The 24,384-nt window shown below is 68.5% G+C and carries 21 protein-coding genes; 10 read left to right on the top strand and 11 right to left on the bottom strand.

From position 1 onward, the window contains the following. The first annotated feature begins 143 nt into the window (after positions 1-143). The 3 genes from ileS (at position 144) to Q8N19_RS01070 (ending at position 4,214) form a co-directional block, all read left to right on the top strand. Complete coding sequence (ileS, locus tag Q8N19_RS01080; RefSeq protein ID WP_305587800.1) at positions 144-3,083, top strand: isoleucine--tRNA ligase; 2,940 nt, start codon at positions 144-146, stop codon at positions 3,081-3,083. Positions 3,084-3,095: 12 nt separating this feature from the next. Beyond that, on the top strand, positions 3,096-3,587 hold the full coding sequence (gene lspA, locus Q8N19_RS01075) for a signal peptidase II (RefSeq protein ID WP_305587799.1): 492 nt from the start codon (positions 3,096-3,098) through the stop codon (positions 3,585-3,587). A 78-nt stretch (positions 3,588-3,665) separates the two neighbouring features. After that, a complete protein-coding gene (locus Q8N19_RS01070) occupies positions 3,666-4,214 on the top strand; it encodes a DUF3035 domain-containing protein (protein WP_305587798.1) in 549 nt (182 codons plus the stop codon). A 9-nt stretch (positions 4,215-4,223) separates the two neighbouring features. Here Q8N19_RS01070 and Q8N19_RS01065 read toward each other — a convergent pair whose 3' ends face one another. Next, positions 4,224-5,177, bottom strand: a complete 954-nt coding sequence (locus tag Q8N19_RS01065; RefSeq protein ID WP_305587797.1) for a TraB/GumN family protein — start codon at positions 5,175-5,177, stop codon at positions 4,224-4,226. 71 nt (positions 5,178-5,248) lie between these two features. Between Q8N19_RS01065 and mutL the strand changes: the two genes are divergently transcribed. Both mutL and Q8N19_RS01055 read left to right on the top strand, forming a co-directional pair. Further along, complete coding sequence (gene mutL / locus Q8N19_RS01060) at positions 5,249-7,111, top strand: DNA mismatch repair endonuclease MutL (RefSeq protein WP_305587796.1); 1,863 nt, start codon at positions 5,249-5,251, stop codon at positions 7,109-7,111. Between the two features lie 182 nt (positions 7,112-7,293). Then, positions 7,294-7,569, top strand: coding sequence for a YjhX family toxin (locus Q8N19_RS01055; RefSeq protein ID WP_305587795.1), 276 nt, complete (start codon positions 7,294-7,296; stop codon positions 7,567-7,569). Here the strand turns inward: Q8N19_RS01055 and rsmD are convergent. Both rsmD and Q8N19_RS01045 read right to left on the bottom strand, forming a co-directional pair. Beyond that, a complete protein-coding gene (rsmD, locus tag Q8N19_RS01050; RefSeq protein WP_305587794.1) occupies positions 7,555-8,127 on the bottom strand; it encodes a 16S rRNA (guanine(966)-N(2))-methyltransferase RsmD in 573 nt (190 codons plus the stop codon). The genes Q8N19_RS01055 and rsmD overlap by 15 nt on opposite strands. Positions 8,128-8,130: 3 nt before the next feature. Beyond that, a complete protein-coding gene (locus tag Q8N19_RS01045) occupies positions 8,131-9,624 on the bottom strand; it encodes a pseudouridine synthase (protein WP_305587793.1) in 1,494 nt (497 codons plus the stop codon). A 93-nt stretch (positions 9,625-9,717) separates the two neighbouring features. Between Q8N19_RS01045 and tadA the strand changes: the two genes are divergently transcribed. After that, on the top strand, positions 9,718-10,206 hold the full coding sequence (tadA, locus tag Q8N19_RS01040) for a tRNA adenosine(34) deaminase TadA (protein ID WP_305587792.1): 489 nt from the start codon (positions 9,718-9,720) through the stop codon (positions 10,204-10,206). Between the two features lie 80 nt (positions 10,207-10,286). After that, positions 10,287-11,162 carry an SDR family NAD(P)-dependent oxidoreductase gene (locus Q8N19_RS01035; RefSeq protein WP_305587791.1) on the top strand — a complete coding sequence of 292 codons (876 nt, stop codon included), beginning with the start codon at positions 10,287-10,289 and terminating at the stop codon, positions 11,160-11,162. A 266-nt stretch (positions 11,163-11,428) separates the two neighbouring features. Here Q8N19_RS01035 and Q8N19_RS01030 read toward each other — a convergent pair whose 3' ends face one another. The 5 genes from Q8N19_RS01030 to Q8N19_RS01010 all read right to left on the bottom strand — a co-directional run bounded on the left by Q8N19_RS01030 (position 11,429) and on the right by Q8N19_RS01010 (position 15,739). Further along, a complete protein-coding gene (locus Q8N19_RS01030; RefSeq protein ID WP_305587790.1) occupies positions 11,429-12,010 on the bottom strand; it encodes a GNAT family N-acetyltransferase in 582 nt (193 codons plus the stop codon). Positions 12,011-12,161: 151 nt separating this feature from the next. Then, positions 12,162-12,917 (bottom strand): sulfite exporter TauE/SafE family protein, encoded by a 756-nt coding sequence (locus Q8N19_RS01025; protein WP_305587789.1) that lies wholly within the window; start codon positions 12,915-12,917, stop codon positions 12,162-12,164. After that, positions 12,914-13,681 carry a sulfite exporter TauE/SafE family protein gene (locus tag Q8N19_RS01020; RefSeq protein ID WP_305587788.1) on the bottom strand — a complete coding sequence of 256 codons (768 nt, stop codon included), beginning with the start codon at positions 13,679-13,681 and terminating at the stop codon, positions 12,914-12,916. The genes Q8N19_RS01025 and Q8N19_RS01020 overlap by 4 nt, the downstream gene beginning before the upstream one ends. Positions 13,682-13,789: 108 nt before the next feature. Then, entirely contained in the window at positions 13,790-14,314 is a 525-nt protein-coding gene (locus Q8N19_RS01015) for a GNAT family N-acetyltransferase (protein WP_305587787.1), read from the bottom strand. A 105-nt stretch (positions 14,315-14,419) separates the two neighbouring features. Further along, complete coding sequence (locus Q8N19_RS01010) at positions 14,420-15,739, bottom strand: acyl-CoA dehydrogenase family protein (protein ID WP_305587786.1); 1,320 nt, start codon at positions 15,737-15,739, stop codon at positions 14,420-14,422. A 182-nt stretch (positions 15,740-15,921) separates the two neighbouring features. Here Q8N19_RS01010 and Q8N19_RS01005 point away from each other — a divergent pair, with 182 nt between their 5' ends. Further along, positions 15,922-17,220, top strand: coding sequence for an acyl-CoA dehydrogenase family protein (locus Q8N19_RS01005; RefSeq protein ID WP_305587785.1), 1,299 nt, complete (start codon positions 15,922-15,924; stop codon positions 17,218-17,220). Between the two features lie 35 nt (positions 17,221-17,255). On the opposite strand, the gene Q8N19_RS01000 is transcribed toward Q8N19_RS01005, so the two are convergent. The 3 genes from Q8N19_RS01000 to Q8N19_RS00990 all read right to left on the bottom strand — a co-directional run bounded on the left by Q8N19_RS01000 (position 17,256) and on the right by Q8N19_RS00990 (position 21,711). Then, positions 17,256-18,572 (bottom strand): MFS transporter, encoded by a 1,317-nt coding sequence (locus Q8N19_RS01000; RefSeq protein ID WP_305587784.1) that lies wholly within the window; start codon positions 18,570-18,572, stop codon positions 17,256-17,258. A gap of 61 nt (positions 18,573-18,633) precedes the next feature. After that, a complete protein-coding gene (locus Q8N19_RS00995; protein WP_305587783.1) occupies positions 18,634-20,847 on the bottom strand; it encodes a TonB-dependent receptor in 2,214 nt (737 codons plus the stop codon). Between the two features lie 174 nt (positions 20,848-21,021). Then, entirely contained in the window at positions 21,022-21,711 is a 690-nt protein-coding gene (locus Q8N19_RS00990) for a TetR/AcrR family transcriptional regulator (protein ID WP_305587782.1), read from the bottom strand. 394 nt (positions 21,712-22,105) lie between these two features. Here Q8N19_RS00990 and groES point away from each other — a divergent pair, with 394 nt between their 5' ends. After that, positions 22,106-22,393, top strand: a complete 288-nt coding sequence (groES, locus tag Q8N19_RS00985; RefSeq protein ID WP_293321778.1) for a co-chaperone GroES — start codon at positions 22,106-22,108, stop codon at positions 22,391-22,393. A 115-nt stretch (positions 22,394-22,508) separates the two neighbouring features. Further along, positions 22,509-24,155 carry a chaperonin GroEL gene (gene groL, locus Q8N19_RS00980; protein WP_305587781.1) on the top strand — a complete coding sequence of 549 codons (1,647 nt, stop codon included), beginning with the start codon at positions 22,509-22,511 and terminating at the stop codon, positions 24,153-24,155. Positions 24,156-24,384 lie beyond the last annotated feature (229 nt).

Genomic DNA, 24,384 nt, shown 5'->3' with positions numbered 1-24,384 from the left:
ACGGTCTGCTAGGACCGCCCCATGACGAGGGGCCGCAAATCCTTGCGAATTACACGCCCGGCGTGACGCCGCCGGAGCCTATGATCCAGCGCGCGCCGGGACCTGTCCGCCCTCCTCCGCCTCCGACTTGGATGAAAAATCCCATGGCCGACGACGCTGAAAAGCGCACCGCTTCCCCCGAAACTGCGGGACGCGACTATCGCGAGACCGTCTTCCTGCCCCAGACCGACTTCCCCATGCGCGCAGGCCTGCCGCAAAAGGAACCCCAGATCCTGGCCAAGTGGGACGAGATCGGCCTGTACCATGCCGCCCGCAAGGCGCGGCAGGCGCAAGGCGCGCCGCTGTTTGTGCTGCACGACGGCCCGCCCTACGCCAATGGCGCCATCCATATCGGCCACGCCCTGCAGAAGACCCTGAAGGACTTCGTGGTCCGTTCGCGCTTCGCCATGGGCTACGACGTGGACTTCGTGCCCGGCTGGGACTGCCACGGCCTGCCCATCGAGTGGAAGATCGAGGAGGAGCTGCGCAGCAAGGGCCGCCGCAAGGACGAGGTCTCCAAGGCCGAGTTCCGTGAGAAGTGCCGCGCCTATGCCGGCCAGTGGATCGACGTCCAGCGGGACGGCTTCAAGCGCCTGGGCGTCCTGGCCGACTGGGAGAACCGCTACGCCACCATGGACTATGGCAGCGAGGCGGCCATCGTCGCGGAGTTCCACAAGTTCGTGGCCTCGAACCAGCTCTATCGCGGCTCAAAGCCCGTGATGTGGAGCCCGGTGGAGCGCACGGCTCTGGCCGACGCCGAGGTGGAGTATCACGACCACGTCTCCCCCACGATCTGGGTGAAGTTCCCGGTGACGCAAGGCTCCGACGCCGCCCGCGGGGCCAGCGTCGTGATCTGGACCACCACGCCGTGGACCATCCCGGCCAACCGAGCGATCGCCTATAACGAGTCCATCGCCTATGGCGCCTATCAGGTGGAGGCCCTGGAAGAGGGGCTGGAGTTTGAGCCCTGGGCAAAGCCGGGCGACAAGCTGATCGTCGCCGACAAGCTGGCCGAGGAGGTCTTCAAGGCCGCCAAGATCGGCAAGTGGCGCAGGATCGAGACCATCGACTGCCAGGGCATGGTCTGCGCCCACCCGCTGGCGGCGCTGGACAGCCATTATGGCTTCTCCGTCCCCCTGCTGGCCGGCGATCATGTGACCGAAGAGGCCGGCACGGGCTTTGTCCACACCGCGCCGGGCCATGGCGCCGACGACTATGTGGTCTGGATGTCCCACGGCCATCGGGAGATCCCCGAGACGGTGGACGCCGACGGCGCCTACTATCCCCATGTGCCCCTGTTCGGCGGGCTGAAGGTCCTGGAGACCGAGGGCAAGAAGGCCGGCAAGTTCGGTGCGGCCAATCCGGCGGTGATCGAAAAACTCATCGAAGCCGGCGGCCTGCTGGCCCGCGGCCGGCTGGAGCATTCCTATCCGCACTCCTGGCGCTCCAAAGCGCCGGTGATCTTCCGCAATACGCCCCAGTGGTTCATCCGCATGGACGAGCCCCTGGACACCCCGCATCACGGGGGCCGGACCCTGCGCGAGACGGCGCTCGAGGCCATCGAGGCCACCGCCTTCTATCCCGAGGCCGGACGCAACCGCATCCGCACCATGGTGGAAAGCCGGCCGGACTGGCTGATCAGCCGTCAGCGGGCCTGGGGCGCGCCGCTGGCCATGTTCGTCGACAAGGAGACGAACCAGCCCCTGCACGACGAAGAGGTCAACGCCCGCATCATCGCGGCCATCGCCGCCGAAGGCGCCGACGCCTGGTTCACCCGTCCGGTCACCGACTTCCTGGGCGCCCATGATCCGGATCGCTACGAGAAGGTCGAGGACATCCTCGATGTCTGGTTCGACTCCGGCTCCACCCACGCCTTCACCCTGGAAGGCCGGGAGGACACCCGCTGGCCCGCCGATCTCTATCTGGAAGGGTCAGACCAGCACCGCGGCTGGTTCCAGTCTTCGCTGCTGGAAAGCTCCGGCACCCGCGGCCGCGCCCCCTACAACGGCGTCCTCACCCATGGCTTCACCATGGATGAGAACGGCGAGAAGATGTCCAAGTCCAAGGGCAACACCGTCGATCCCAACCAGGTGATCAAGGAGTCCGGGGCCGAGATCATCCGCCTTTGGGCGGCCATGGTCGACTATTCCGACGACCAGCGGATCGGCAAGACGATCCTGGCCACCACCGCCGACGCCTATCGCAAGCTGCGCAACACCCTGCGTTATCTGCTGGGGGCGCTCGCCGGCTACGACGCGGGCGAGGCCGTGGCGCTGGAAGACATGCCGCCGCTGGAGCGCTACATCCTGCACCGGCTGCAGGCGCTGGATACCGAGGTCCGCGACGCCTATGCCGGCTACGCCTTCCAGGACGTGATCCGGCCGCTGATCGCCTTCTGTCAGGAGGACCTTTCGGCCCTGTTCTTCGACGTGCGCCGCGACGCGCTCTATTGCGACCAGGCCACGGCGCTCCGCCGCCGGGCCGCCCGCACAGTCATGGATCTGGCCTTCGAGCGCCTGACCGTCTGGCTGGCCCCGCTCATGCCCTTCACGACCGAAGAGGCCTGGACGCTCCGCTTCCCTGAGGCCGGCTCCAACGCCCTGCGGGTCTTCCCGGAGACCCCTTCGGCCTGGGCCTGCCCGGAAGAGGCCGCCCGATGGGCCAAGGTGCAGGCGGTGACCGCCGTGGTCACCGGCGCCCTGGAGGTGGAACGCCGCGAAAAGCGTCTGGGCGCCGCCCTTGAGGCCGCGCCGGTGGTCCATATCAGCGATCCGGCCCTGCTGGCCGCCTTCGAGGGTCTGGATGCGGCTGAGGTGTTCCGCACCAGCCAGGCGACCCTGGTCGCAGGCGAAGGCCCCGCCGGCGCCTTCCGCCTGGCCGACAGCCCCGCCGTGGCCGTGGAGCCCCTGCGGGCGCAGGGCCGCAAATGCGCCCGCTCCTGGCGGATCCTGCTCGAGGTGGGGGATGATCCCCGCTATCCCGACCTGTCCCTGCGCGACGCCGAGGCCGTGGCGGCCTGGGACGCCGCCCATGGCGCAGCCTGAGGCGCCCCGGACATGACCGCCTCGCCCCTGATCAATCGTCACGGCTGGACCGCCTATGGACTGGCGCTGGCGGTCATCGTGCTGGACCAGCTGTCCAAGCACTGGATCCTGTTCGTCTATGACCTTCCTACCCGGGTGAGCGAGCAGGTGGTCGGCCCCTTCTACCTGACCATGGTCTGGAACCAGGGGGTCAGTTTTGGCCTGTTGCGGGCCGACCAGGACCTGGGCCGCTGGCTGCTGGTGGCCTTTTCCGTCCTGGTGGCCATCGCCCTGGCGATCTGGGCGCAGCGGGGCGACCGCACCCTGATGGCCCTGGCGCTCGGCCTGGTGATGGGCGGCGCCGTCGGCAACGCCATCGACCGGGCGCGGTTCGGCGCCGTCGTCGACTTCATCGATGTCTCCAGGCTCTACTTCCCGTGGGTGTTCAATATCGCCGATGCGGCCATCTCTGTGGGGGTGGTCCTGCTACTGCTCGATGGCTTTCGCCGCGACGCCAAGACCTAAGGGCGTTGGCGCCGGGCCTGTGTTTGCGCTAATGCAATGGACTTTCCGGCCGGGGGCGGCCTTTGGGAGCGTTTCGTCATGACCCTCAACCGCGTGATCCTCGCCGGCGCCCTGGTTGCGGCCGTCGGTCTGGCCGGCTGCAGCTCCACCCGCCAGGCCCTTGGCATGACCAAGGTGACCCCTGACGAATTCCGGGTCGTCACCAAGGCCCCGCTGGTGGTGCCCCCTGACTATTCCCTGCGTCCGCCGGCGCCTGGCGAGCCGCAACCCCAGGAGCTGCGCCCCGAAAGCGCGGCCCGGGCGGCCCTGGTGGGCGAGCGCGAAGGCCTCAACCGCAGCCAGGGTGAACAGGCCCTGGTGGCCAAGGCCGGCCTCGCCGGCGCCGACCCGCTGATCCGCTATGTGGTCGACGACGAGTTCGGCGACATCGCCCACAAGGACAAGGGCTTCGCCGACCGGGTGATGTTCTGGCGGGGAAGCGCCGCCCCGGCTCAAGCCGGCGGTCCCGACCTGTCCGGCCCCGTGGACGCCGAGGCTGAGCAGGCCCGGATCAACGCCATCACCGGCGGCGGCAATGTCGTGATCCGCCGCGACGCCGGCAGCCGCATCAAGCTGCCGGGCCTCTAAGCGCAGGCGTCAGTCCTCGGCTGGCGTGCGAATCTCGTAGCCCAGCGCGCCCAGGCGATCGAGCACACCCCCCTGCGCCAGCAGGGGGCGCAGCTGCACCACCGCTATGCTGTGCCCTGGCCGCCTGAGGGCGGCCACGATGGCGGCGGTCTGGTCGGCCTTTAGCCGGGCGTCCAGGTCCGCAGCCCCAGGCGCCGCCGCGATGCACCGCTCATAGCTCCGCTCGCCCCCCAGGGCCTCGCGCACGCGGCCCCAGGCCCAGGCCCGGGCCGCAGCCTCGGCTGAAGCCGGGCCCGCCTCTACAGCCGCCAGGGCTTCCACAACGCAGGCCCGCTGAGCCGCCGCCGGCGTGCGCACCACGGCGGCCAGCAGGGGGGCGGCGTCATAGGTCTTGGCCTCCACACGGATCCCCCGCGACGCCGCCATCCGTCCGATGGTCTTGGCCGGATCGGCCGCCGTCAGCCGGGCGGCGTCTCGATAGTCGCTGACCAGCAGCAGGGCTGCAGCCATGCCGTTGCGCGTCTTGTAGCGGTCGGCCTCTTGCCCGGCACGGGTGCGGGCGGCGACGAAGCGCGCCTTCAAGGCGCCCTCCAGGGTCTCCTCAAAAGGGGCGGAGGACCGCAGGCGCACCAGGCTGACCACCGCGCCCGGCGCCGTCAGCAGGTTCACGCTGGCGTTGTTGAACGGCAGGATGACCAGATTGGCCCCCTCCAGACGCCGCTCCAGCACGCTCGGGTCCCAACCGGAGCCCTTCGGGATCACCGAGGGCACCCCCATCACATAGACGGTGGAGTCCCCGTCCGAGACCCGCCACCAAGCGGGGCCGATCTCGCGCGCGGTGACCACCAGCTCCTCCACCAGGACCGCGTCGGGGTCTTCGAGCAGGCCGGGCGGCGCCTGAGCCACCGCGCCAACGGGGGTGGCCAGAAGCAGCAGTCCGCAGAGGAGCGCAGTCAGGCGCATTATGTCTTTCCTCAAGAGCCGCCCCCGCAGCCTGAATCGTCCTATAACGCCTTTTGGACCCAGGCTCGAACATGCGCATCCATCGCCTTCCCCCCGAAACCGTCAACCGCATCGCCGCCGGCGAGGTGGTCGAGCGGCCGGCCAGCGCCATCAAGGAGTTGGTCGAGAACGCCCTGGACGCCGGGGCGCGACAGATCGAGGTGCAGGTGGACGGCGGCGGCCTGTCCCGCATCCTGGTGGCCGATGACGGCTTTGGCCTTTCGCCGGACGAACTGCTGCTGGCGGTCGAGCGCCACGCCACCTCCAAGCTCCTGCCCGACGACGCCGGCGACTATGACCTGCTGCGTATCGCCACCCTGGGCTTCCGGGGCGAGGCCCTGCCGTCCATCGGCTCGGTGGCCAGGCTCTCCATCACCAGCCGCGCGCGCGGCGCCTCTGACGCCCACGCCCTGCGGGTCGACGGCGGGGCGATGGGCCAGGTGTCGCCGGCCGCCTTCCCCGGCCCCCACGGGGCGCGGGTGGAGGTGCGCGACCTGTTCTACGCCACACCGGCCCGTCTGAAGTTCATGAAGTCCGAGCGGGCCGAGGCCATGGCCATCGCCGAGGAGATCAAGCGCCAGGCCATGGCCCATGAAGCCGTCAGCTTCAGCCTGGAGATCGACGGGCGAAAGGTTCTGCGCCTGCCCGCCGAGCCGGAGGGCGATGTGGGCCGGCTGGCCCGCCTCTCGGCCATCATGGGGCGGGAGTTTTCCGACAACGCCCTGCTGATCGATCATGTCCGCGAGGGCGTGCGCCTGTCGGGCTATGCCGGTCTGCCGACCCTGAACCGCGGCAACGCCGCCCACCAGTACCTGTTCGTCAATGGCCGGCCGGTCCGCGACCGCCTGCTGCAGGGCGCCCTGCGCGGCGCCTATGCCGACTTCCTGGCCCGCGACCGCCATCCGCTGACGGCTCTGTTCCTGGAGCTCGATCCAGCCCTGGTGGATGTGAACGTCCATCCGGCCAAGGCCGAGGTGCGCTTCCGCGACCCGGCGCTGGTGCGCGGTCTGATCGTCGGCGGCCTGCGCCACGCCCTGGCCGGCGCCGGACACCGGGCCTCGACCACCGTGGCCGCCGACGCGCTGCAAGGCCTGCGGCCTGGCATGACGCCCGCGCCCGCCTATCGCCCTGGACCCTCGGCCCAGGGCTTTTCCAGCTGGAGCGGCGGCGGCTGGGGTCCGGCCCTCGCCCAGGCGATCCCGGGCCTCAGCGAAACCTCCGCCCGCCACGAGCCGGCCTACCAGCCGCCATCCCCGGGCGCGTCTGGCTTCGCCGAGGGCCACCTGGCCCCCGCCCCGGCGCCGGACATGGTGGACTATCCCCTGGGCGCGGCCCGGGCCCAGGTGCACGAGACCTATATTGTCGCCCAGACCCGCGACGGCGTGGTCATCGTCGACCAGCACGCGGCCCATGAGCGGCTGGTCTATGAAAAGATGAAGGCTGAGATGGCGGTCGGCGCCGTCGCCCGTCAGGCCCTGCTGATCCCCGAGGTGGTCGAGCTGGACCCGGCCGAGGCCGAACGGGTCGTGGCCCGGGCCGAGGAGCTGGCGGCGCTCGGCCTCATCATCGAGCCCTTTGGCGCGGGCGCGGTGCTGGTCCGCGAGACGCCGGCCCTGCTGGGGACGACGGATGCGGCAGGCCTGGTGCGCGATATCGCCGACGACCTGGCCGAGACCGACCAGGCCCTGGCGCTGAAGGAACGTCTGGCGGAGGTCTGCTCCACCATGGCCTGCCACGGCTCAGTCCGGGCCGGCCGACGGCTGACGGCCCAGGAGATGAACGCCCTGCTCCGCCAGATGGAGGCCACCCCCCATTCGGGCCAGTGCAACCATGGCCGCCCCACCTATGTGGAGCTCAAGCTCGCCGACATCGAGCGGTTGTTCGGCCGGCGCTGAGTCTGCTAGCCTCCAGGTCTCTGGAAGAGGGTTTTATGTCTCCCGTTGTGATGAGCCGCCGAGCTTGAGTCATCGGGGCGGACGTGTTGAACGTCCGGCCGGGTTTCAGGCGCGAATCCCGCAGTCTGCGTCGCGTCGGCGCGCGGACGGCATGGCTATGCCTGACCACCGGACGACCTTCCTTGAACATTCCCAAACCGCAGCAAAGGACGCTGCACGCCCTCGCCCAGGGGGCCATTCTTCGCCCTGTCCGCGACGACCGCGGCCATATCATCGACGTCGACTGCATCACCGGAGAGGGCTGGCGCCTGACCGATTGCGACCTGACCGTCTTCAAGGCCCTGCGCCGGCGGGGCTTCATCGCCAGTCGCAATGGCGGGCCCTACCGGATCACCCGGGAGGGCCTGGTGAACCTGCGCAGCCGGCAGGACAACCGGACAACCTCACGCCTCTGGTGAGTATTTCAGGAAATGGACGCGCGCGGCGCCGTAGTCGCGGGCGTCCAGCTCCTGGAAGCCTGTGAGCGCAGGCGGCGGCTCGCTCGCCCCCCGCTCCCAGACGATCACCGCGTCTGGCGCCAGCCAGCCCCCCTCCGCCAGGGACGGCAGGCAGGCCTCGCCCAGGCCCTTGCCATAGGGCGGGTCCAGGAAGGCCAGGTCGAAGGCTGGCCCGTCCGCTCCCGGGCGGACCCCCAGCTGGGTGGCGTCGCGGCGGTGGACCCGCGTGCGACCGAACAGGCCCATGGCGTCCACATTTTCCCGGATGGCGCCGCGGGCGTCCTCGTCGGTCTCCACGAACAGACAGAACTTCGCCCCGCGAGACAGGGCCTCGAAGCCCAGCGCCCCTGAACCGGCGAACAGGTCGATGACCCGGAGATCCCGCAGGCCCTCGGACCAGGGGGCGTGCTCGAGGATGTTGAAGATCGCCTGGCGGGCGCGATCAGAAGTGGGGCGCGTGTTCACCCCCTGCGGCGCGACCAGGCTCTTGCCGCGGAACTCTCCCGAAACAATCCGCACAGCCTAGCCCCGGGACTTGGGTCCACGGGGGCCGCCCGGCCCGCGGGAGGGACCGCCAGGGCGCGGACCGCCGCGGGGCGGACCGGCCGGACGCTCACCCTTGCCGCCGGCGTGGGGCTTGCGCTCGGACGACGACTTGCCGCCCGGCTGAGCCTTGCCAGGGGCGGGCCTTGGCCGCGGGGCGTCCGATCCCGCCGCCCGGGGCCGGTCGGAGGACGGGCGCTCGCCCTTGCCGCCCTGGGGACGCGGCGATGAGGCGCGCGGCCGCTCAGACTTGGCCCCGTCCGGTCTGAGTCCCTCGGATCTGGCCGCAGCCGGCTTCGCCCGGTCCGGCCGGCGGCGACCCTCGCCCGCCCGTTCGGGGGCCGGACGCGCGCCCTTGGGGCGGTCGGCTTGAGCCCGTTCGGGACGCGCGTCCCTGGGGCGATCAGCGGCGGGACGTTCAGGGCGTGAGCGGTCGGGGCGGGCGGTCCGGTCAGCCCGTTCGGCGCTGGCCGCGGTCGCCCGGGCGGCCTGGACACGGGCCTTGTTGATCATCACCCGGCCCTCGGCCAGGGCGGCGTCCCGGCCGCTGACCTTGGGCGCAGGCTTGGCCTTGGGGGCGCCCTTGGGCCGCACGGTGATCTTGGCCTTGGCCCAGCCGGGCTTGTAGGCCTTCTTTTCCACCGGCTTAGCCTCGACCCGCTCCACCTCGGCGGCGGCGCGTCGGGCGGCGCCGGCGGCGCGGTTGCGCTTGGGCGGCGAATAGGCCGGCCGGTCGCCCTTGGGCATGTCCTCAGGCGAGATGAAGCCCGCGAACTGCTCACGCAGCACCCGGGGACCGACCTCCTCGATTTCGCCGGCCTCCAGCACACCCAGGGCCAGCGGCCCGTAGGAGAGGCGGATCAGCCGGTTCACCTGCAGCCCCAGGGACTCCAGCACCCGCCGGACCTCCCGGTTCTTGCCTTCGGTCAGGGTCAGGCTGATCCAGACATTGGCGCCCTTGGCGCCTTCCCGGGCCTTGTCGATGCGGGCCTCGATGGGACCGTAGCGGACGCCTTCGACGGTCACCCCATCCTTCAGCCCGTCCAGCTTATCCTGGGTGATGCGGCCGTGCGCCCGGGCGCGATAGCGGCGCTGCAGGCCGGTGGACGGCAGCTCCAGGGCCCGGGCCAGCGCCCCGTCATTGGTGAGCAGCAGCAGGCCTTCGGTGTTCAGGTCCAGCCGGCCGACGGAAATCAGGCGGGGCAGGCCCTCGGGCAGGGTCTCGAACACGGTGGAGCGGCCGGCCGGATCGGAATGGGTGGTCACCAGGCCCGCTGGCTTGTGATAGCGGAACAGGCGGGCCGGCTCGCGGTCGTCCACGACCTCGCCGTCTACGGTGAGGATGTCGTTCGCCTCGACCTTGACCGCGGGCGTGGTCAGGACTTGGCCGTTCAGCGCTACGCGGCCGGCCTCGATCAGGCGCTCGACTTCCCGGCGCGACGCGACGCCGGCGCGGGCCAGGGCTTTGGCCACGCGTTCGCCGCCGCCCTCGGCCCCGTCGGGCGCGGTGGGGTCGTGGGCGTCTGGGGCTTGACCGGAGGGGGGGCGGGGAGTTCGTTGCCGTTCGTGGACCATGATCAACGCACCATGCGCATCGCCCTGCGCGCCGCGCAAGACGCCGCCGCACGCGGGGAAACCCCTGTGGGCGCCTGTGTGGTCGATCCGGCCACCGGCGAGGTGATCGCCGTCGGCGCCAATGGCCCTATCGGGACCCATGATCCCACCGCCCATGCCGAGATCGTCGCCCTGCGCGAGGCCGCCCGCAAGCTGGGCAATTACCGGCTGACCGGCCTGACCCTGGTGGTGACGCTGGAGCCTTGCGCCATGTGCGCCGGCGCCATCAGCCATGCCCGGATCGGCCGCCTGGTGTTCGGCGCCGACGACCCCAAGGGCGGGGCGGTCGTCCATGGCCCGAAATACTTCGAGCAGCCCACCTGCCACTGGCGGCCTGAAGTCACCGGGGGGATCCTGGCGGCGGAAAGCGCCGACCTGCTCCGCAGCTTCTTCCGCGCCCGGCGGGGCAAGCCTGCGCCAGGAGCGCCCGAGACGGCTTAGGCGCCGCCCACCTTGCCAAGGCCCCCTGCCCGGTCGGATGATGGCTCCCATAAGAATTCGAACATTTTAGGGAGACGACCATGGGATTGCTCGACGGAAAAGTGGCCATTGTGACCGGGGCCGGCGGCGGCCTGGGCGAGGCCTACGCCAAGCTGTTCGCCAAGGAAGGCGCCAAGGTGGTGGTCAATGACCTGGGCGGGACCCGCGACGGGTCGGGCGCCGACCGCAGCGCCGCCCAGAAGGTGGTCGACGAGATCAAGGAGGCCGGCGGCGAGGCCGTTGCCAATGGGGACGATGTCTCCACAGTCGAAGGGGGCGAAAACATCCTCAAGACTGCGCTCGACGCTTACGGCAAGATCGACATCCTGGTCTGCAACGCTGGCATCCTGCGCGACAAGACCTTCGCCAACACGTCTGAGGCTGACTGGGACCTGGTGGTCAAGGTCCACCTGAAAGGCACCTATTGCTGCGCCTGGCCGGTGTGGAAATGGATGAAGGACAACAACCATCCCGGCGTGATGGTGCTGACCTCGTCCACCTCGGGCCTCTATGGCAATTTCGGCCAGGCCAATTATGGGGCGGCCAAGGCGGGCATCTATGGCCTGATGCGCGTGCTCTCCATCGAGGGCCGCAAGTACGGCATCCGCGTCATGGGGCTGGCGCCGGGCGCGTTTACCCGCATGACGTCCGACCTGCCCGGCCGCCAGGGCAAGGAGCCCGATCCCATGAGCCTGCCGGAGAACATCGCGCCGGGCGTGCTCTACATGGTCTCGGATCTCGCCGCCGACCATTCCGGCAAGGTGCTGGGCGTCTCCTCCCGCGGGGTGCGCGAGATCAAGATGGTCCAGACCGACGGCTTCAACCCGGGCAAGCCCTACACCGCCCAGGACGTGGCCAAACACGCCGAAGAGGTGTTCTTCCCCGCAGCGGCCGAGCGCACCGCCGCCAGCGCCTAAGGGCGGCGCGGCGAGACCTTGCGTCCTTCGAGGCTCGCTCACGCTCGCACCTCAGGATGAGGGAGGTGGGTTCAGGCTGAAACCTGTCAGTCCGCCCTCACCCTGAGGCGCCCGCAGGGCCTCGAAGGACGAAGGCGGCGGCGGCGCGCGCCCCCACATCCAAGCCGTCATGGTCGGGCTTGACCCGACCATCCATGAACACCGGCTCGCTCCAGTGTGCATGAGCCCTCGGATCAAGTCCGAGGTTGACGGGGGTTGAGGTGGGATCAGTATCCCGCCAACCGCGCATCCAGCTGCGCCCGGACGGCCGGCCACTCCTCGGCCAGGATGGAGAAGACCACCGTGTCGCGGATGCGGCCGGTCCAGACGACGCGATGCTGGCGCAGGATGCCCTCCTGCACGGCGCCCAGCTTCAGGACCGCGGCGCGGGAACGGTGGTTGATGGCGTCGACGTTCAACTGCACCCGGCGGGCCCCGGCCTCGAAGGCGTAGTCCAGCATCAGCCGCTTGGCGGCCGGGTTCACCGCCCCGCCCCGGTGGTCGGGGTGGTAGTAGGTGCCGCCGATCTCGACGGAGGCGTTGACGCTGTCGGGGCCGATATAGCTGGTCATGCCGACGCAGAGGTCACCTACCAGCACGGCGAAGGGAATCCAGCTGCCGTCAGCGGCCTGGGCCGCCATCCGGTCCCAGCCAGCGTCGAAATGCTCCGGCGCCATGGAGTGGGGATAGAGGTCGCGCCACACCGCAAGGTCGGCGGCGCAGGCGGCCTGCAATTCCGCGCGATGGCGTTCGGCCAACGGCTCCAGCCGAACATGCTGGTTGTGCGAATTCCGGGCTTCCAGATGCATTTCACCCCCTGTGACGCAACGACGCGAAGAATCTTTCACCGACCCCCTTGCCTTTGGCCATGGGGGGATTATCTCAGCCTGGCCCTTTTGGGCGTTTCCTCCCTATACCTTTCGAGCCGCGCCCTTCATGGACGCGGCTCTTTTTTTGTCTTCAGCCCCCGGCCAGAAGGCGCAGGCCCTGGATGAGGAAGCCAGCGCCTAGGGCGGTGAAGATCCAGCGACGCCAGCGGCGGAAGTGGTCCTCGGAGATGGCGTCCAGGAACCGTCGTCCCAGGGCGGCCCCGAGCACGGCGGCGACGACTGCGCCAGCCACTAGCGCAAGGCCGAGGCCCTCCCCGTCAGTGTCGATTGCGAACAATGCGCCGCCATAGAAGATCAGCTTCGCCAGATGGGCGAAGACCTGGAAGGCGGCCTTAGTGCCGATCACCTCGTGGCGGTTGAGCGAGCTGCGGACCAGGAAGAGCTCGCTCAAGGGACCTGACACGCCGACGGCGAGCGCCATGACGGTGGCCAGAAAGCCCCCGGCCACGGCGTGGGTGGGCCGCGCGGCGTCCAGGGGGATGAGGCGCGGCGGGACCCAGACCAGGATGGGCAGAAGCCCCATGCCGATGAACACCGCGGCCTTGGAGGGCTGGAAGGCGACGAAGGAGAGCAGCGCCATGCTGGCGACGGCGCCGAGGCCGAACCATCCCACGGTGCGGTAGCGCACGTGCCGGGCGTTGAACCCGGCCCTGGCGAGGTTGGACGCCAGCTGCGCCGCCCCGTGCAGGGCCAGCGCCGCGCTCACCGGCAGGATCAGGGTCAGCACAGCCATCAGCAGTGAGCCGCCGGCCATGCCCAGCAGGCCTGATATGGCCGAAGCGGCGAAGACCGCGGCCAGGACCAGGCCGATGCTCAGCCCGCTCAAGCGCCGGCCGCCAGGAGCTGGGCGGCCTGAATCAGGTAGAGGATGCCGACCGCGGTGACGATCCAGCGGGTCCAGCGCTTGAAGTTGACGTCGCTCATCTTCTCCAGGATCAGGCCGCCGCACCAGGTGCCGGCCATGGACAGCGGAATGGCCAGGGCGAACAGCCAGAGCGGCGGCATGTCGGCGGCGCGTCCGGACCCGCCTGCGAGCAGCAGAGGCGTCCCATAGACGAGGATCTTGGCCAGGTGGGCGAAGACCTGAGTGGCGGCCTTGGTCGCCACGATGGCGTGGCGGGTGAGCTCGGTGCGGACGAAGAAGATGTCCAGCAGGGGGCCGGCGACGCCCGCCATCAGGTTCAGGCCCGTGACCAGGAAGCCCGAAGCAAACGCCTGGGGCGGCCGGGCGGCGTCCAGCTTCAGCCAGCCCTGCGGCAGCCAGGTCAGCCAGGGGACGAGGCCCAGCATCAGGAACAGGAAGGGCTTGGACGGCGTGAAGGCCGCCAGGGACACCAGCACCCCGGCGATCAGGGAGGCCAGCGCATACCAGCCGACAATGTCCCAGCGGACGTGGCGCCTATGCAGGATGGCCCGCCAGCCATTGGCGACCAGCTGCAGAATGCCGTGGGTGACGAAGGCCGCTGAGACCGGCAGGACGAGCGCCAGGGCGCCCATCAGCACCAGGCCGCCAGCCATACCGAAGACGCCCGACAGGGCGGCCGTCGCAAAGGCGGACGCCAGAATGAAGATCGCAATAGGTAGGGTCACGAGGGGTAGCCTCCAGTTGAGCGGCCGGCCCCGAACGGCGGGCACAGGCCGCCGCCGGGAAACGGTCCGCAGCGCGTCGCGCGCGGGACGGAGCTGGCGCTGCAAGCCTCATTGGGCGAGCGCCTTGTAAAAGACGGTGGTGGCCTCGGGCCGACCGTCTGTGGAAAGGGCGAATTGCGGGATGACGCCGACGCGGACCCAATCGCCGCGGGCGTAGAGGCGTTCGGCGTCACCGCCGGTGACGGTGTCGAGCACCAGGAGCGTCAGGCCCATGTCCCGGGCGGCCGCCTCGGCCTCGCGCAGGAGACCTGCGCCCACGCCCTGGCGGCGGGCCCGGGGATGGACCAGCATCTTGGCCACGTCGCCGCGATGGGGCTGGTTCTCTGGGCCGGCCGGGATCACCTGGACCACGCCGCAGAGGCCGGTCTCGTCCTCGCCGACGATGATGGCGCGACCGTCGTCGGCGCCGAGTTGCCCGGCCCACCACTGGCTGGCGCGATCAGGCTCAAGGCCCGCCAGAAACGACACCGAGGCGCCGCCGGCCACGCAGACCGCCAGCAGCTCGCCCAGCGCGTCCGCATGGGCCCGGGCTTCAGCGGCGGTCAGGCGGCGGAATCGGATCGGCAGGCTCATGGCCAACCGCATACACCCGCAGAAGCTTGACCGCCAGAAAGCCGAAAGGCCCCGGCGGTGACGCCGGGGCCTTGGGGTCTAACGTCCAGTTTAGGCCTCGCGAGCCTAGTTCCGGAACACCGCCGCCGTGGACGGATCCTGGGGCATTTCGCGGTATTGGCGCAGCTCGTTGCGGCCGACCACCATGTGGTGGACCTCATCGGGGCCATCGGCCAGGCGCAGGGTGCGGGTGGAGGTGTACATCCGCGCGAGCGGCGTCTTCTGCGAGACGCCGGTGGCGCCGTACATCTGGATCGCCTGGTCGATGATCTGGCAGACCCGCTCAGGGACCATGGCCTTGACCATGTGAATCCAGATGCGGGCTTCCTGGCGGTCCAGCACGTCCATGGCCTTGGCGGCCTTGAGCACCATCAGACGCATGGCCTCGATCTCGATGCGGGCGCGGCTGACGATTTCCACATTGCCGCCCAGCTGGATGATCGGCTTGCCGAAGGCCTCGCGGGTCAGGCCGCGAGTGACCATCAGGTCGAGCGCCTTCTCGGCCTGACCGATGGCGCGCATGCAGTGGTGAATCCGGCCGGGGCCCAGGCGCAGCTGGCTGATCTCGAAGCCGCGGCCTTCGCCCAGCAGCATGTTCGAGGCCGGCACGCGGACGTTGTCGAACACGATGTGCATGTGGCCGTGCGGCGCGTCAGGATCGCCAAACACGTTCATCGGCCCGACCACCTTCACCCCGGGGGTGTCCATGGGGACCAGGATCTGCGACTGGCGCAGGTGGGGCGGGCCCTCGGGGCTGGTCTGCACCATGGTGATCATCACCTTGCAGCGCGGGTCGCCGGCGCCGGAGATGTAGTGCTTCTCGCCGTTGATCACGTACTCGTCGCCTACCAGGGTGGCGCGCATGCGGATGTTCTTGGCGTCGGACGAGGCCATGTCCGGCTCGGTCATGGCGAAGGCCGAGCGGATCTTGCCTTCCAGCAGCGGCTTCAGCCACTTTTCCTTCTGCTCAGGCGTGCCGACGCGCTCGAGGACTTCCATGTTGCCGGTGTCAGGCGCGGCGCAGTTCATGGTTTCCGAGGCCATCGGATTCTTGCCGAGCTCGACGGCGATATAGGCGTAGTCGAGGTTGGACAGGCCCTCGCCGGTCTCGGCGTTGGGCAGGAAGAAGTTCCACAGGCCCTCGGCCTTCGCCTTGTCCTTGGCGGCTTCGAGGACTTCCAGCTGGCCCGGCGCATAGGACCAGATGTCGGTCTTGCCCTCGCCCAGACGATGAAACTCCACCGACATGGGCTGGACCACCTCTTCGATGAACCGCTTCACATGGTTCAACAGGGGCACCGCCTTATCGGAGATGCGAAGGTCGTTCAGCGCGTCCTGCGGGTTCAGCGCGAAGCTGGATTGGGCTTTTTCGGCGGCGATGTTCATCGTGGTCCTCCCGGGGACATGGGCGTTGAAGCGGGGCGCCGGGGGCCGGCCGCAGGGGGCCAGGACGCGCCCGGATCGATCTCTTCCCCACCATTGGCGCAGAATTGCTGAAAATCAAACGCCTGTTCGTCTGGGGGGCCTAAAAGGCGTTCAAACATTTGTTTGAACGGAAGGCGCGGCCCATGGATTTCGAATATTCGGCACGGCAGAAGGCTCTGATCGCCCGGGTCGAGGCCTTCATGGCCGAGCATGTGATCCCGGCGGTCCCGCTCTATGAGGCCCAGCAGGCGCAAGGGGAGCGGTGGAAGGTCCTGCCGGTGATCGAAGAGCTGAAGGCCAAGGCCAGGGCCGCCGGGCTCTGGAACATGTTCATGCCGCCGTCCTCCGGCGTCGCCCATGTGGACGACAGCTTCGTCTTCGAGGGCGAGCAGCTGACAAATCTGGAATACGCCCCCATCGCCGAGATCACGGGACGGGTCGAGTTCGCCTCAGAGGTGTTCAACTGCTCGGCGCCGGACACCGGCAATATGGAAATCCTCAACCGCTATGGGACCCTCGCCCAGAAGGAGCGTTGGCTGCGCCCCCTGATGAACGGCGAGATCCGTTCGGCCTTCCTGATGACCGAGCCCCAGGTGGCCTCCTCGGACGCCACCAATATCGAGACCCGTATCGTCCGCGATGGGGACCATTATGTGATCAACGGCCGCAAGTGGTGGTCCTCTGGCATGGGCGATCCCCGCTGCAAGGTGGCCGTGGTCATGGGCAAGACCGACCTGGAAGCGCCGCGCCACCAGCAGCAGAGCCAGGTCCTGGTGCCCATGGACGCGCCGGGCGTGAAGATCGTGCGGATGCTGCCGGTGTTCGGCTATGACGACGCCCCCCATGGCCATGCCGAAGCGGTGCTGGAGAATGTCCGGGTGCCCGTGCATGAGGCCCTGCTGCTGGGGGAAGGCCGCGGCTTCGAGATCAGCCAGGCGCGCCTGGGGCCGGGGCGGATCCACCATTGCATGCGCACCATCGGGGCGGCCGAGGTCGCCCTCGAGAAGATGTGCCGCAGGCTCAAGAGCCGCACCGCCTTCGGCAAGGCGATCTCCGAGCACTCGGTCTGGGAAGAACGCATCGCCCGGGCCCGCATCGATATCGAGATGACCCGCCTGCTCTGCCTGAAGGCCGCCGACATGATGGACAAGGCCGGCAACAAGGTCGCCCGGCTGGAGATCGCCATGATCAAGGTCCAGGCCCCGACCATGGCGCTCAAGGTCATCGACGACGCCATCCAGGCGCACGGCGGCGCAGGCGTCACCAGCGATTTCGGCCTGGCCAAGGCCTATGCCGGCCAGCGCACCCTGCGGCTGGCCGACGGCCCTGACGAGGTTCACAACCGGACCATCGCGAAGATGGAATTGGCCAAGTATGGCGACCTGCAGGCGAAGCTTGCGGCCGAGCAGGACGCCCAGCGCGTGCCCGTGGGCTCACGCTGAGACCTGGCTCGCACGCGGGAGAAACGACTGGGGGCTCAGGCCACCCAGTCGTGCTTCAGCCGCCGGGCGCCGATGACGAACAGGGCCGAGGCCACCAGATAGAAGGCCAAGCCCGAATAGATGGCGTAGCGCAGGGATTCCTCACCAAACCTCGGGGTCAGGGCGTCGGACACCGCGCCGAAATACCAGGTGCCCAAACCCAGCCCGATCAGGTTGTTGACGAACAGGAAGCAGGCCGAGGCCACCGACCGCTGCGCCACTGGCACCAGATGCTGGACCGCAGTGATCACCGGTCCCAGCCAGGCCAGGTTCAACCCCTGGGGGATGATGAACAGCACGAAGGCCAGGGCCAGGGACTGGGACTGGATGGCCATGAAGAAGCACGGCAACGCGATCAGGAAGGCGGCCGCCGGCACCAGCAGATAGGCGGCCGGGCGCTTGGGACCGAGCCGGTCGCCCAGCCAGCCACCGGCCCAGACGCCGATCACCCCGCCCACCAGGGTGATGATCCCCAGGAAGATGGAACGGTCCACCAGGCTCATGCCCAGGCTGCGCTCGAAGAAGGAGGGCAGCCAGAAGGCCACCCCGTAGCCGCACACCGACGAGGCCGCCGCCCCAAGCGAGATCAGCCAGAAGCTGGGCTTGCGCAGCAGCAGCGCCACCGCGCCGGGGGGTGGGGCGGCCGGGGCCTGTTCGGCGAGCGGCGGAACAGGGGCGGCCGCCGGTTCGTCCTGGGCGCCGCGCCGGGGCTCCTTGACGATCAGGCGGAAGATCGGGGCGAAGGCGATCCCGGCCAGGCCGACGATGATGAAGGCCGCCCGCCAGTCGATGGCATGGGCGATCAGGCCGCCGAACAGGATGCCAAGGGCCGAGCCGATGGGGATGCCGAAGGAATAGGCCGCGAGCGCCCGGGCCCGCTGGGACTTGGGGAAGTAGTCGGCGATCAGGGAATAGGCCGGGGCCACGCCGCCGGCCTCGCCGATCCCCACACCCATCCGGGCGAGGAACAGGGTCCAGAAGCCGGTGGCGAAGCCGCACAGGGCGGTGAACCCACTCCACAGGGCCAGCGCCCCGGTCATGATCCAGGTGCGGCTCCAGCGGTCGGCGAGCCAGGCCACCGGAATGCCCAGGCCCGTATAGAAGAGGGCGAAGGCCAGCCCGCCCATCAGGCCGAGCTGGCTGTCGGTGAGGCCGAGTTCGGCCTTGATCGGCCCGGCCAGGATTCCGAGGATCTGGCGGTCGAGGAAGTTGAACGTATAGGCGACGATCAGCACGCCAAGGACGGTGACCGGATAGCGGCTCGGCCGGATCCCGAAGGGGGGACGGGCGGCGGCGTCGGGGGAGGTGTCCATCAGAGCTCCGCAAAACAGACGAAGGCCCGGCCCCCAAAAGGAGCCGGGCCGCTAAGCTCTACTAGAACTTGGCTTCGAGGGAGAGGGTCACCGTCTGCGGCGGCCCGTAATAGGCGGTGATGGAGTTGGCGAAGAGGCCGCCGGGGAAGTTGTAGCCCCCGATCCGGTAGGCCTCGTCGCCGAGGTTCTTGCCGTGCAGGCCCACCCGGTAGCGCTCGCTTTCCGAAGTCCACACCAGGCTGGCGTCATAGAGCCAGTAGGCGCCCTGATCGAGCCTCGACGGGATCTCGAACATGGAGAAGGACGAGCGGTAGGAGGCCGACGGGATGAAGCTGATCTTGCCCTTGTCGCCCAGGTCGCGCTGGTAGGTCAGGCTGAAGGCGCCGGTCCATTCCGGAGTGTTCTGGAACACCCGGCTGTTGGCGAAGTCCTCCACCCGGCCCGTCAGCGGGTTCAGGGCGCGGTATTCGTCAAACTCCGCCTTGATATAGCCCAGGGCGAAGTTGGCGCTGAGGTCCGGAGTCAGATAGGCGACGCCCTCCACCTCGGCGCCCGACATGTGAGATTCGCCGACATTGAGCACCTGGCTGGCGATGGAGGCGCCCACCGGGGTCTGCAGGGTGACCTGCTGGTCCTGATACTGGGCGTAGAAGACCGCCGTGTTCAGGCTCAGGCGCCGGTCGAAGAAGTAGCCCTTCAGACCCGCCTCGTAGGAGTCCACCGTCTCGGGCGCATAGCCGTCCCGGGAGGTGGGCGTGAGGATGGCGTCGGCGCGCATGTCGAAGCCACCGGACTTGAAGCCCTGGCTATAGGAGGCGTAGCCGGTCAGCTCAGAGCCAAAGTCGTAGCTGACGCTGACCCGGGGGGTGAACTTCTCGTAGCTGTCGGTGCTGGTGAAGTTCGACCGCACCAGGCCCGGCGTGGCCAGGGGATTGCCGAACAGGGGCGAACGGATGCCCGTAAAGTTCTGGCGATAGACCACGCCGGTCTTTTCGTCCCGGGTGTAGCGGCCGCCCACCGACAGGGTCAGCGCCTCGGTCAGGTCGAAGCTCACATCGGCGAAGGCCGACCAGCTTTCGGTGTCCACATGGCCGGCCGTGGCGATGGTCAGCGCCGCCTGGCTCAGCACGGTGTCGAAGGCGCCGGCCGCTGTGGCGTTCAGATAGAACAGACCGCCCACCGCCTGCATCCGGTCGCCCGAATAGAGCAGCTGCAGTTCCTGGGTAAACTGGTGGTCGCTGTAGCGGGCCGGGATGTCCAGGAAGGGGGCCGGCAGGGTGTCGAAATCGATCTCGCCCGCGGTCTCGCCGGCGCGATAGGCCGAGATCGACTTGAAGGTCAGGGAGTCGCTGGCCGACCATTCGCCCAGCAGCGAGACGCCGCGGCTCTCCACCCGGTTCTTGTCGCCGGCGCCGGCCCGGGTGTCATAGACGTTGGGCAGGACCTCGCCGCCAGGGATCGGCTGGTTCAGGGCGTTGAAAGCAGCCACTTCGCGGTGACCGTGGCGGGGATTGGACCGGTCGGTGACGATGTCGCCGGCCAGGCGGAAGAAGAGGTCCGGGGTGGGTGAAAACTCCACCGTGGCCCGGGCCGCGGCCACGTCCTTGTTATAGTGCTCGGCGCCGGTGGTCAGGTTGGTCCCATAACCGTCCCGGTCGAAGCTGGCCCAGGTCAGGCCGACGCCGAGGCTGTCGCTGACCATGCCCTTGGCCGAGCCGATGAAGTCGCGCTGGTTGTAGGAGCCGAGCTGGCCCTTGAACCGCATCTCCGGCTCGCCGTCGATCTTGGCGGTCACATACTTGATCGCCCCGCCGATGGTGTTGCGGCCATAGAGCGTGCCCTGGGGTCCGCGCAGGACCTCCATCCGCTCAATGTCGAAGATGTCCAGTACCGCGCCCTGCGGACGGGCGATGTAGACGTCGTCCACATAGAGCCCGACCCCCGGCTCAAAGCCCCACAGGGGATCCTGCTGGCCGACCCCGCGGATGAAGGAGATCAGGGTGGAGTTTGAGCCCCGGGCCACCTGAACGGTGAGATTGGGGGTCGATTGCTGCAGGGTGGTGATGTCGGCCGCGCCGGTGGCCTCAAGGCGCTCGCCGGTGACGGCGGTGACGGCGACGGGAACGTCCTTGACGGTTTCCTCGCGCCGGCGGGCGGTGACCACCAATTCCTCGACCACGGAGACCCCCTGTGCGGGGGCCTGGGCGGCGGCGGCGCCTGGAATGGCCGCCATCGCCGCGCTCGCCAGGAGCGCAGCCTTCAAGATGGACTTCATTTTATCCTCCCCAACGCGCCGCTTTGTGAGGTGCGACGTCGCATAAACTCACCAGCTGGTGAATTAGCGCGAGTGTGCCTTTAACCGTGGCCATTACGCCAGGGCTCAATTGGGCCGGCCCGCCGATTTTTTGGCGAGTTGGTGAATTTCCGCAACACCCCCGTTCGCAGCGGGTCAGGCGCGGCGTCGGACCACGGTCTCAAGGCCCGCAGCGCAGTAGGCGAACAGGCGCTCGCGCACCGCCTGCAGGTCCGACGAGCGGCACAGGCCATCGGACAGCTGATCGATGCGCCCGGTCTCCGACAGGGCCAGCATCATCGCCCCGGTGAGGAACTGGTAGCACCAGTAGAGGTCGTCGATCTCGGCCTCGGGCAGGGCGGCCTTCAGGGTGTCGATCAGCCTGTGCACCACGGGATCGAAGAAGCGGTGCATGGTCTCGCCGCCCCAGGCCGGGGTGTTGTTCACCAGGGCCACCAGGCGGAAATAGTTCTTCCAGCCCGGATCCTGGGTCATGGAGCGGTCCAACAGCGGGCCTATGAAGGCTTCGATCACCCCTTCGACCTTCAGATCGTGGGGATGAGCCGCCTGATAGGCGGCCATGGCCTCCAGCCGCTCACGGTTGAGGATCTCGGCCCGGCGGGCGAAGACCGCATCGAACAGCTCGCGCTTGGCGCCGAAATAGTAGTGGATCAGGGCGGTGTCGACGCCGGCCTCGGTCGCCACCTGGCGCACGGTGACGCCATAGAAGCCGTGCCGGGAGAACAGCTCCTCGGCGGCGTTCAGTATGGCTTCGCGCAGATCAGGGCCCTGGCCCTTGGGCCTGCGCCCCCGGGCCGGCCCCGCGGTGGCGGTTGATTTCCCCATGATCGGCGCAGTGGAGGACGCCGGCGGCCTGCAGGTCAAGCGCCGGGGTGGAGAGTCCGCGCAAGGCGCCTCAGAAGGTGGCCGGCCGCGTGAGGGCGAACAGGCTGAGCACGCCAGCCAGGGCCATCAGGGCGGGAAGGACTTTGAAGAGCTTGACCATAGGTCACAGATAGGCACGGCCATGGCGCCTATCCAGTTAAGCTTCCGACAGAATTCCTGGCGGCCGCCCCAGTCCGACTTAAGCGTCAATCGCTCCGGCGAAGCTTGACTCCGCAGGCCGTCCTTCCTAATTCCAGGCCGCGTTAGCACTCGGGGTCGGCGGCTGCTAATATGCGCCGACCGCGTGAGCTGGCCTCATCGCAATTCCAATAGTTCCGAATGGAGCAAGACCAAAATGGCGTTTCGTCCTTTGGGAGACCGCGTCCTCGTGCGGCGTGTCGAGGAAGAACAGAAGACCAAGGGCGGGATCATCATTCCCGACACCGTGAAGGAAAAGCCGCAGGAAGGCGAAATCATCGCCGTCGGCCCCGGCGCCCGCGATGAAAGCGGCAAGGTCCAGCCCCTGGACGTCAAGACCGGCGATCGCATCCTGTTCGGCAAGTGGTCGGGCACCGAGATCAAGCTCGAAGGTGAAGACCTGCTGATCATGAAGGAAAGCGACGTCCTGGGCGTCCTCGACTAAGACCCCGGCCCCTCGCCGACCCGGCCCGCCGCAAGGCGGGTGAAGACATACGGCCAAGGCGCGCGATCCGGGATGATCCCGACGCTGCCCTTCGCCTCCAAGGAAAGAAGAAGAAATGGCTGCGAAAGACGTCTATTTCTCCGCTGACGCCCGCGACCGCATGCTCCGCGGCGTCAACACCCTCGCCAACGCCGTGAAGGTGACCCTGGGCCCCAAGGGCCGCAACGTGGTCATCGAAAAGTCCTTCGGCGCCCCGCGCTCGACCAAGGACGGCGTGTCGGTGGCCAAGGAAATCGAACTGGCTGACCGCTTCGAGAACCTCGGCGCCCAGCTGATCCGCGAAGTCGCGTCGAAGACCAACGACAAGGCCGGCGACGGCACGACGACCGCGACCGTTCTGGCCCAGGCCATCGTGGTCGAAGGCCTGAAGTCGGTGGCCGCCGGCATGAACCCGATGGACCTGAAGCGCGGCATCGACAAGGCCGTCGCCAAGGTCATCGAAGAGATCAAGGCGACCTCCAAGAAGGTCTCGGCCAATTCCGAGATCGCCCAGGTCGGCACCATCTCGGCCAATGGCGACACCGAAGTCGGCGAGATGATCGCCCGCGCCATGGACAAGGTCGGCAACGAAGGCGTCATCACCGTCGAAGAAGCCAAGACCGCCGAGACTGAACTCGACGTCGTCGAAGGCATGCAGTTCGATCGCGGCTACCTGTCGCCCTACTTCATCACCAACGCCGACAAGATGGAGGCCGATCTCGAAGAGCCTCTGATCCTGCTCTACGAAAAGAAGCTGTCGACCCTGCAGCCCCTGCTGCCGGTGCTTGAAGCCGTGGTCCAGTCGGGTCGTCCCCTGCTGATCATCGCCGAGGACATCGAAGGCGAGGCCCTGGCCACCCTGGTGGTCAACAAGCTGCGGGGCGGTCTGCGCGTCGCCGCCGTCAAGGCGCCGGGCTTCGGCGATCGCCGCAAGGCCATGCTGGAAGACATCGCCATCCTGACCGGCGGCCAGCTGATCAGCGAAGACCTGGGCATCAAGCTCGAAAACGTCTCCCTCGACATGCTTGGCAAGGCCAAGAAGGTCACCATCACCAAGGACGACACCACCATCGTGGACGGCTCGGGTGAGAAGGAAGGCATTGAAGGCCGCATCAGCCAGATCAAGCGCCAGATCGAAGACACCACCTCGGACTACGACAAGGAAAAGCTGCAGGAACGTCTGGCCAAGCTGGCTGGCGGCGTTGCGGTCATCCGCGTCGGCGGCTCCACCGAGGTCGAGGTGAAGGAACGCAAGGACCGCGTCGACGACGCGCTCAATGCGACCCGCGCCGCGGTTGAAGAAGGCATCGTTCCCGGCGGCGGCGTCGCTCTCCTGAAGGCTTCCAAGATCCTGGACGGCTTCAAGGGCGACAATGACGACCAGGAAGCCGGCGTCGCCATCGTGCGCCGCGCCCTGCAGGCCCCGATCCGCCAGATCGCCGAAAACGCCGGCGTCGAAGGCTCGATCGTCGTCTCCAAGGTCCTGGAAAACAGCTCGGCCACCTTCGGCTTCAACGCCCAGACCGAAGAATATGTCGACATGGTCCAGGCTGGCGTCATCGACCCGGCCAAGGTCGTCCGGACGGCTCTGCAGGACGCGGCTTCGGTCGCCGGCCTGCTGATCACCACCGAAGCGGCCATCGTTGAAGCCCCGAAAAAGGGCGGCGGCGGCGCCGGCGGCGGCATGCCCGACATGGGCGGCATGGGTGGCATGGACTTCTAAGTCCAAGCGAACCCAAGCTTTCTCAAGACGAGAAGGGCGGAGCCTCACGGCTCCGCCCTATTTCTTTGGTCGGCCGGGCCGCGCCGCCGGGCTTAACGTCCGGCCTCGTCGCGGATCAGCATGTGGCCGACCCAGCTGGTGAGACCGGTGACGACGGCGGCCACCAGGCCCGGCCACAGACCGTCCACCGTGAAGCCCTGCAGCATCACCGCCACCAGGCCGATCATGG

It is taken from the genome of Phenylobacterium sp. (assembly GCF_030693405.1).
Lineage (GTDB): Bacteria > Pseudomonadota > Alphaproteobacteria > Caulobacterales > Caulobacteraceae > Phenylobacterium.
This window is presented reverse-complemented; position numbering and strand designations above follow the sequence as displayed.

Coding starts and splice junctions, on each gene's coding strand:
- Q8N19_RS01010 (WP_305587786.1), bottom strand. CDS start 15,739: ATGAACATCGCCGCCGAAAAAGCCCAATCCAGCTTCGCGCTGAACCCG.
- Q8N19_RS01005 (WP_305587785.1), top strand. CDS start 15,922: ATGGATTTCGAATATTCGGCACGGCAGAAGGCTCTGATCGCCCGGGTC.
- Q8N19_RS00995 (WP_305587783.1), bottom strand. CDS start 20,847: ATGAAGTCCATCTTGAAGGCTGCGCTCCTGGCGAGCGCGGCGATGGCG.
- Q8N19_RS01015 (WP_305587787.1), bottom strand. CDS start 14,314: ATGAGCCTGCCGATCCGATTCCGCCGCCTGACCGCCGCTGAAGCCCGG.
- groES (WP_293321778.1), top strand. CDS start 22,106: ATGGCGTTTCGTCCTTTGGGAGACCGCGTCCTCGTGCGGCGTGTCGAG.
- Q8N19_RS00990 (WP_305587782.1), bottom strand. CDS start 21,711: ATGGGGAAATCAACCGCCACCGCGGGGCCGGCCCGGGGGCGCAGGCCC.
- Q8N19_RS01030 (WP_305587790.1), bottom strand. CDS start 12,010: ATGCATCTGGAAGCCCGGAATTCGCACAACCAGCATGTTCGGCTGGAG.
- Q8N19_RS01035 (WP_305587791.1), top strand. CDS start 10,287: ATGGGATTGCTCGACGGAAAAGTGGCCATTGTGACCGGGGCCGGCGGC.
- ileS (WP_305587800.1), top strand. CDS start 144: ATGGCCGACGACGCTGAAAAGCGCACCGCTTCCCCCGAAACTGCGGGA.
- Q8N19_RS01000 (WP_305587784.1), bottom strand. CDS start 18,572: ATGGACACCTCCCCCGACGCCGCCGCCCGTCCCCCCTTCGGGATCCGG.
- lspA (WP_305587799.1), top strand. CDS start 3,096: ATGACCGCCTCGCCCCTGATCAATCGTCACGGCTGGACCGCCTATGGA.
- Q8N19_RS01070 (WP_305587798.1), top strand. CDS start 3,666: ATGACCCTCAACCGCGTGATCCTCGCCGGCGCCCTGGTTGCGGCCGTC.
- mutL (WP_305587796.1), top strand. CDS start 5,249: ATGCGCATCCATCGCCTTCCCCCCGAAACCGTCAACCGCATCGCCGCC.
- Q8N19_RS01065 (WP_305587797.1), bottom strand. CDS start 5,177: ATGCGCCTGACTGCGCTCCTCTGCGGACTGCTGCTTCTGGCCACCCCC.
- groL (WP_305587781.1), top strand. CDS start 22,509: ATGGCTGCGAAAGACGTCTATTTCTCCGCTGACGCCCGCGACCGCATG.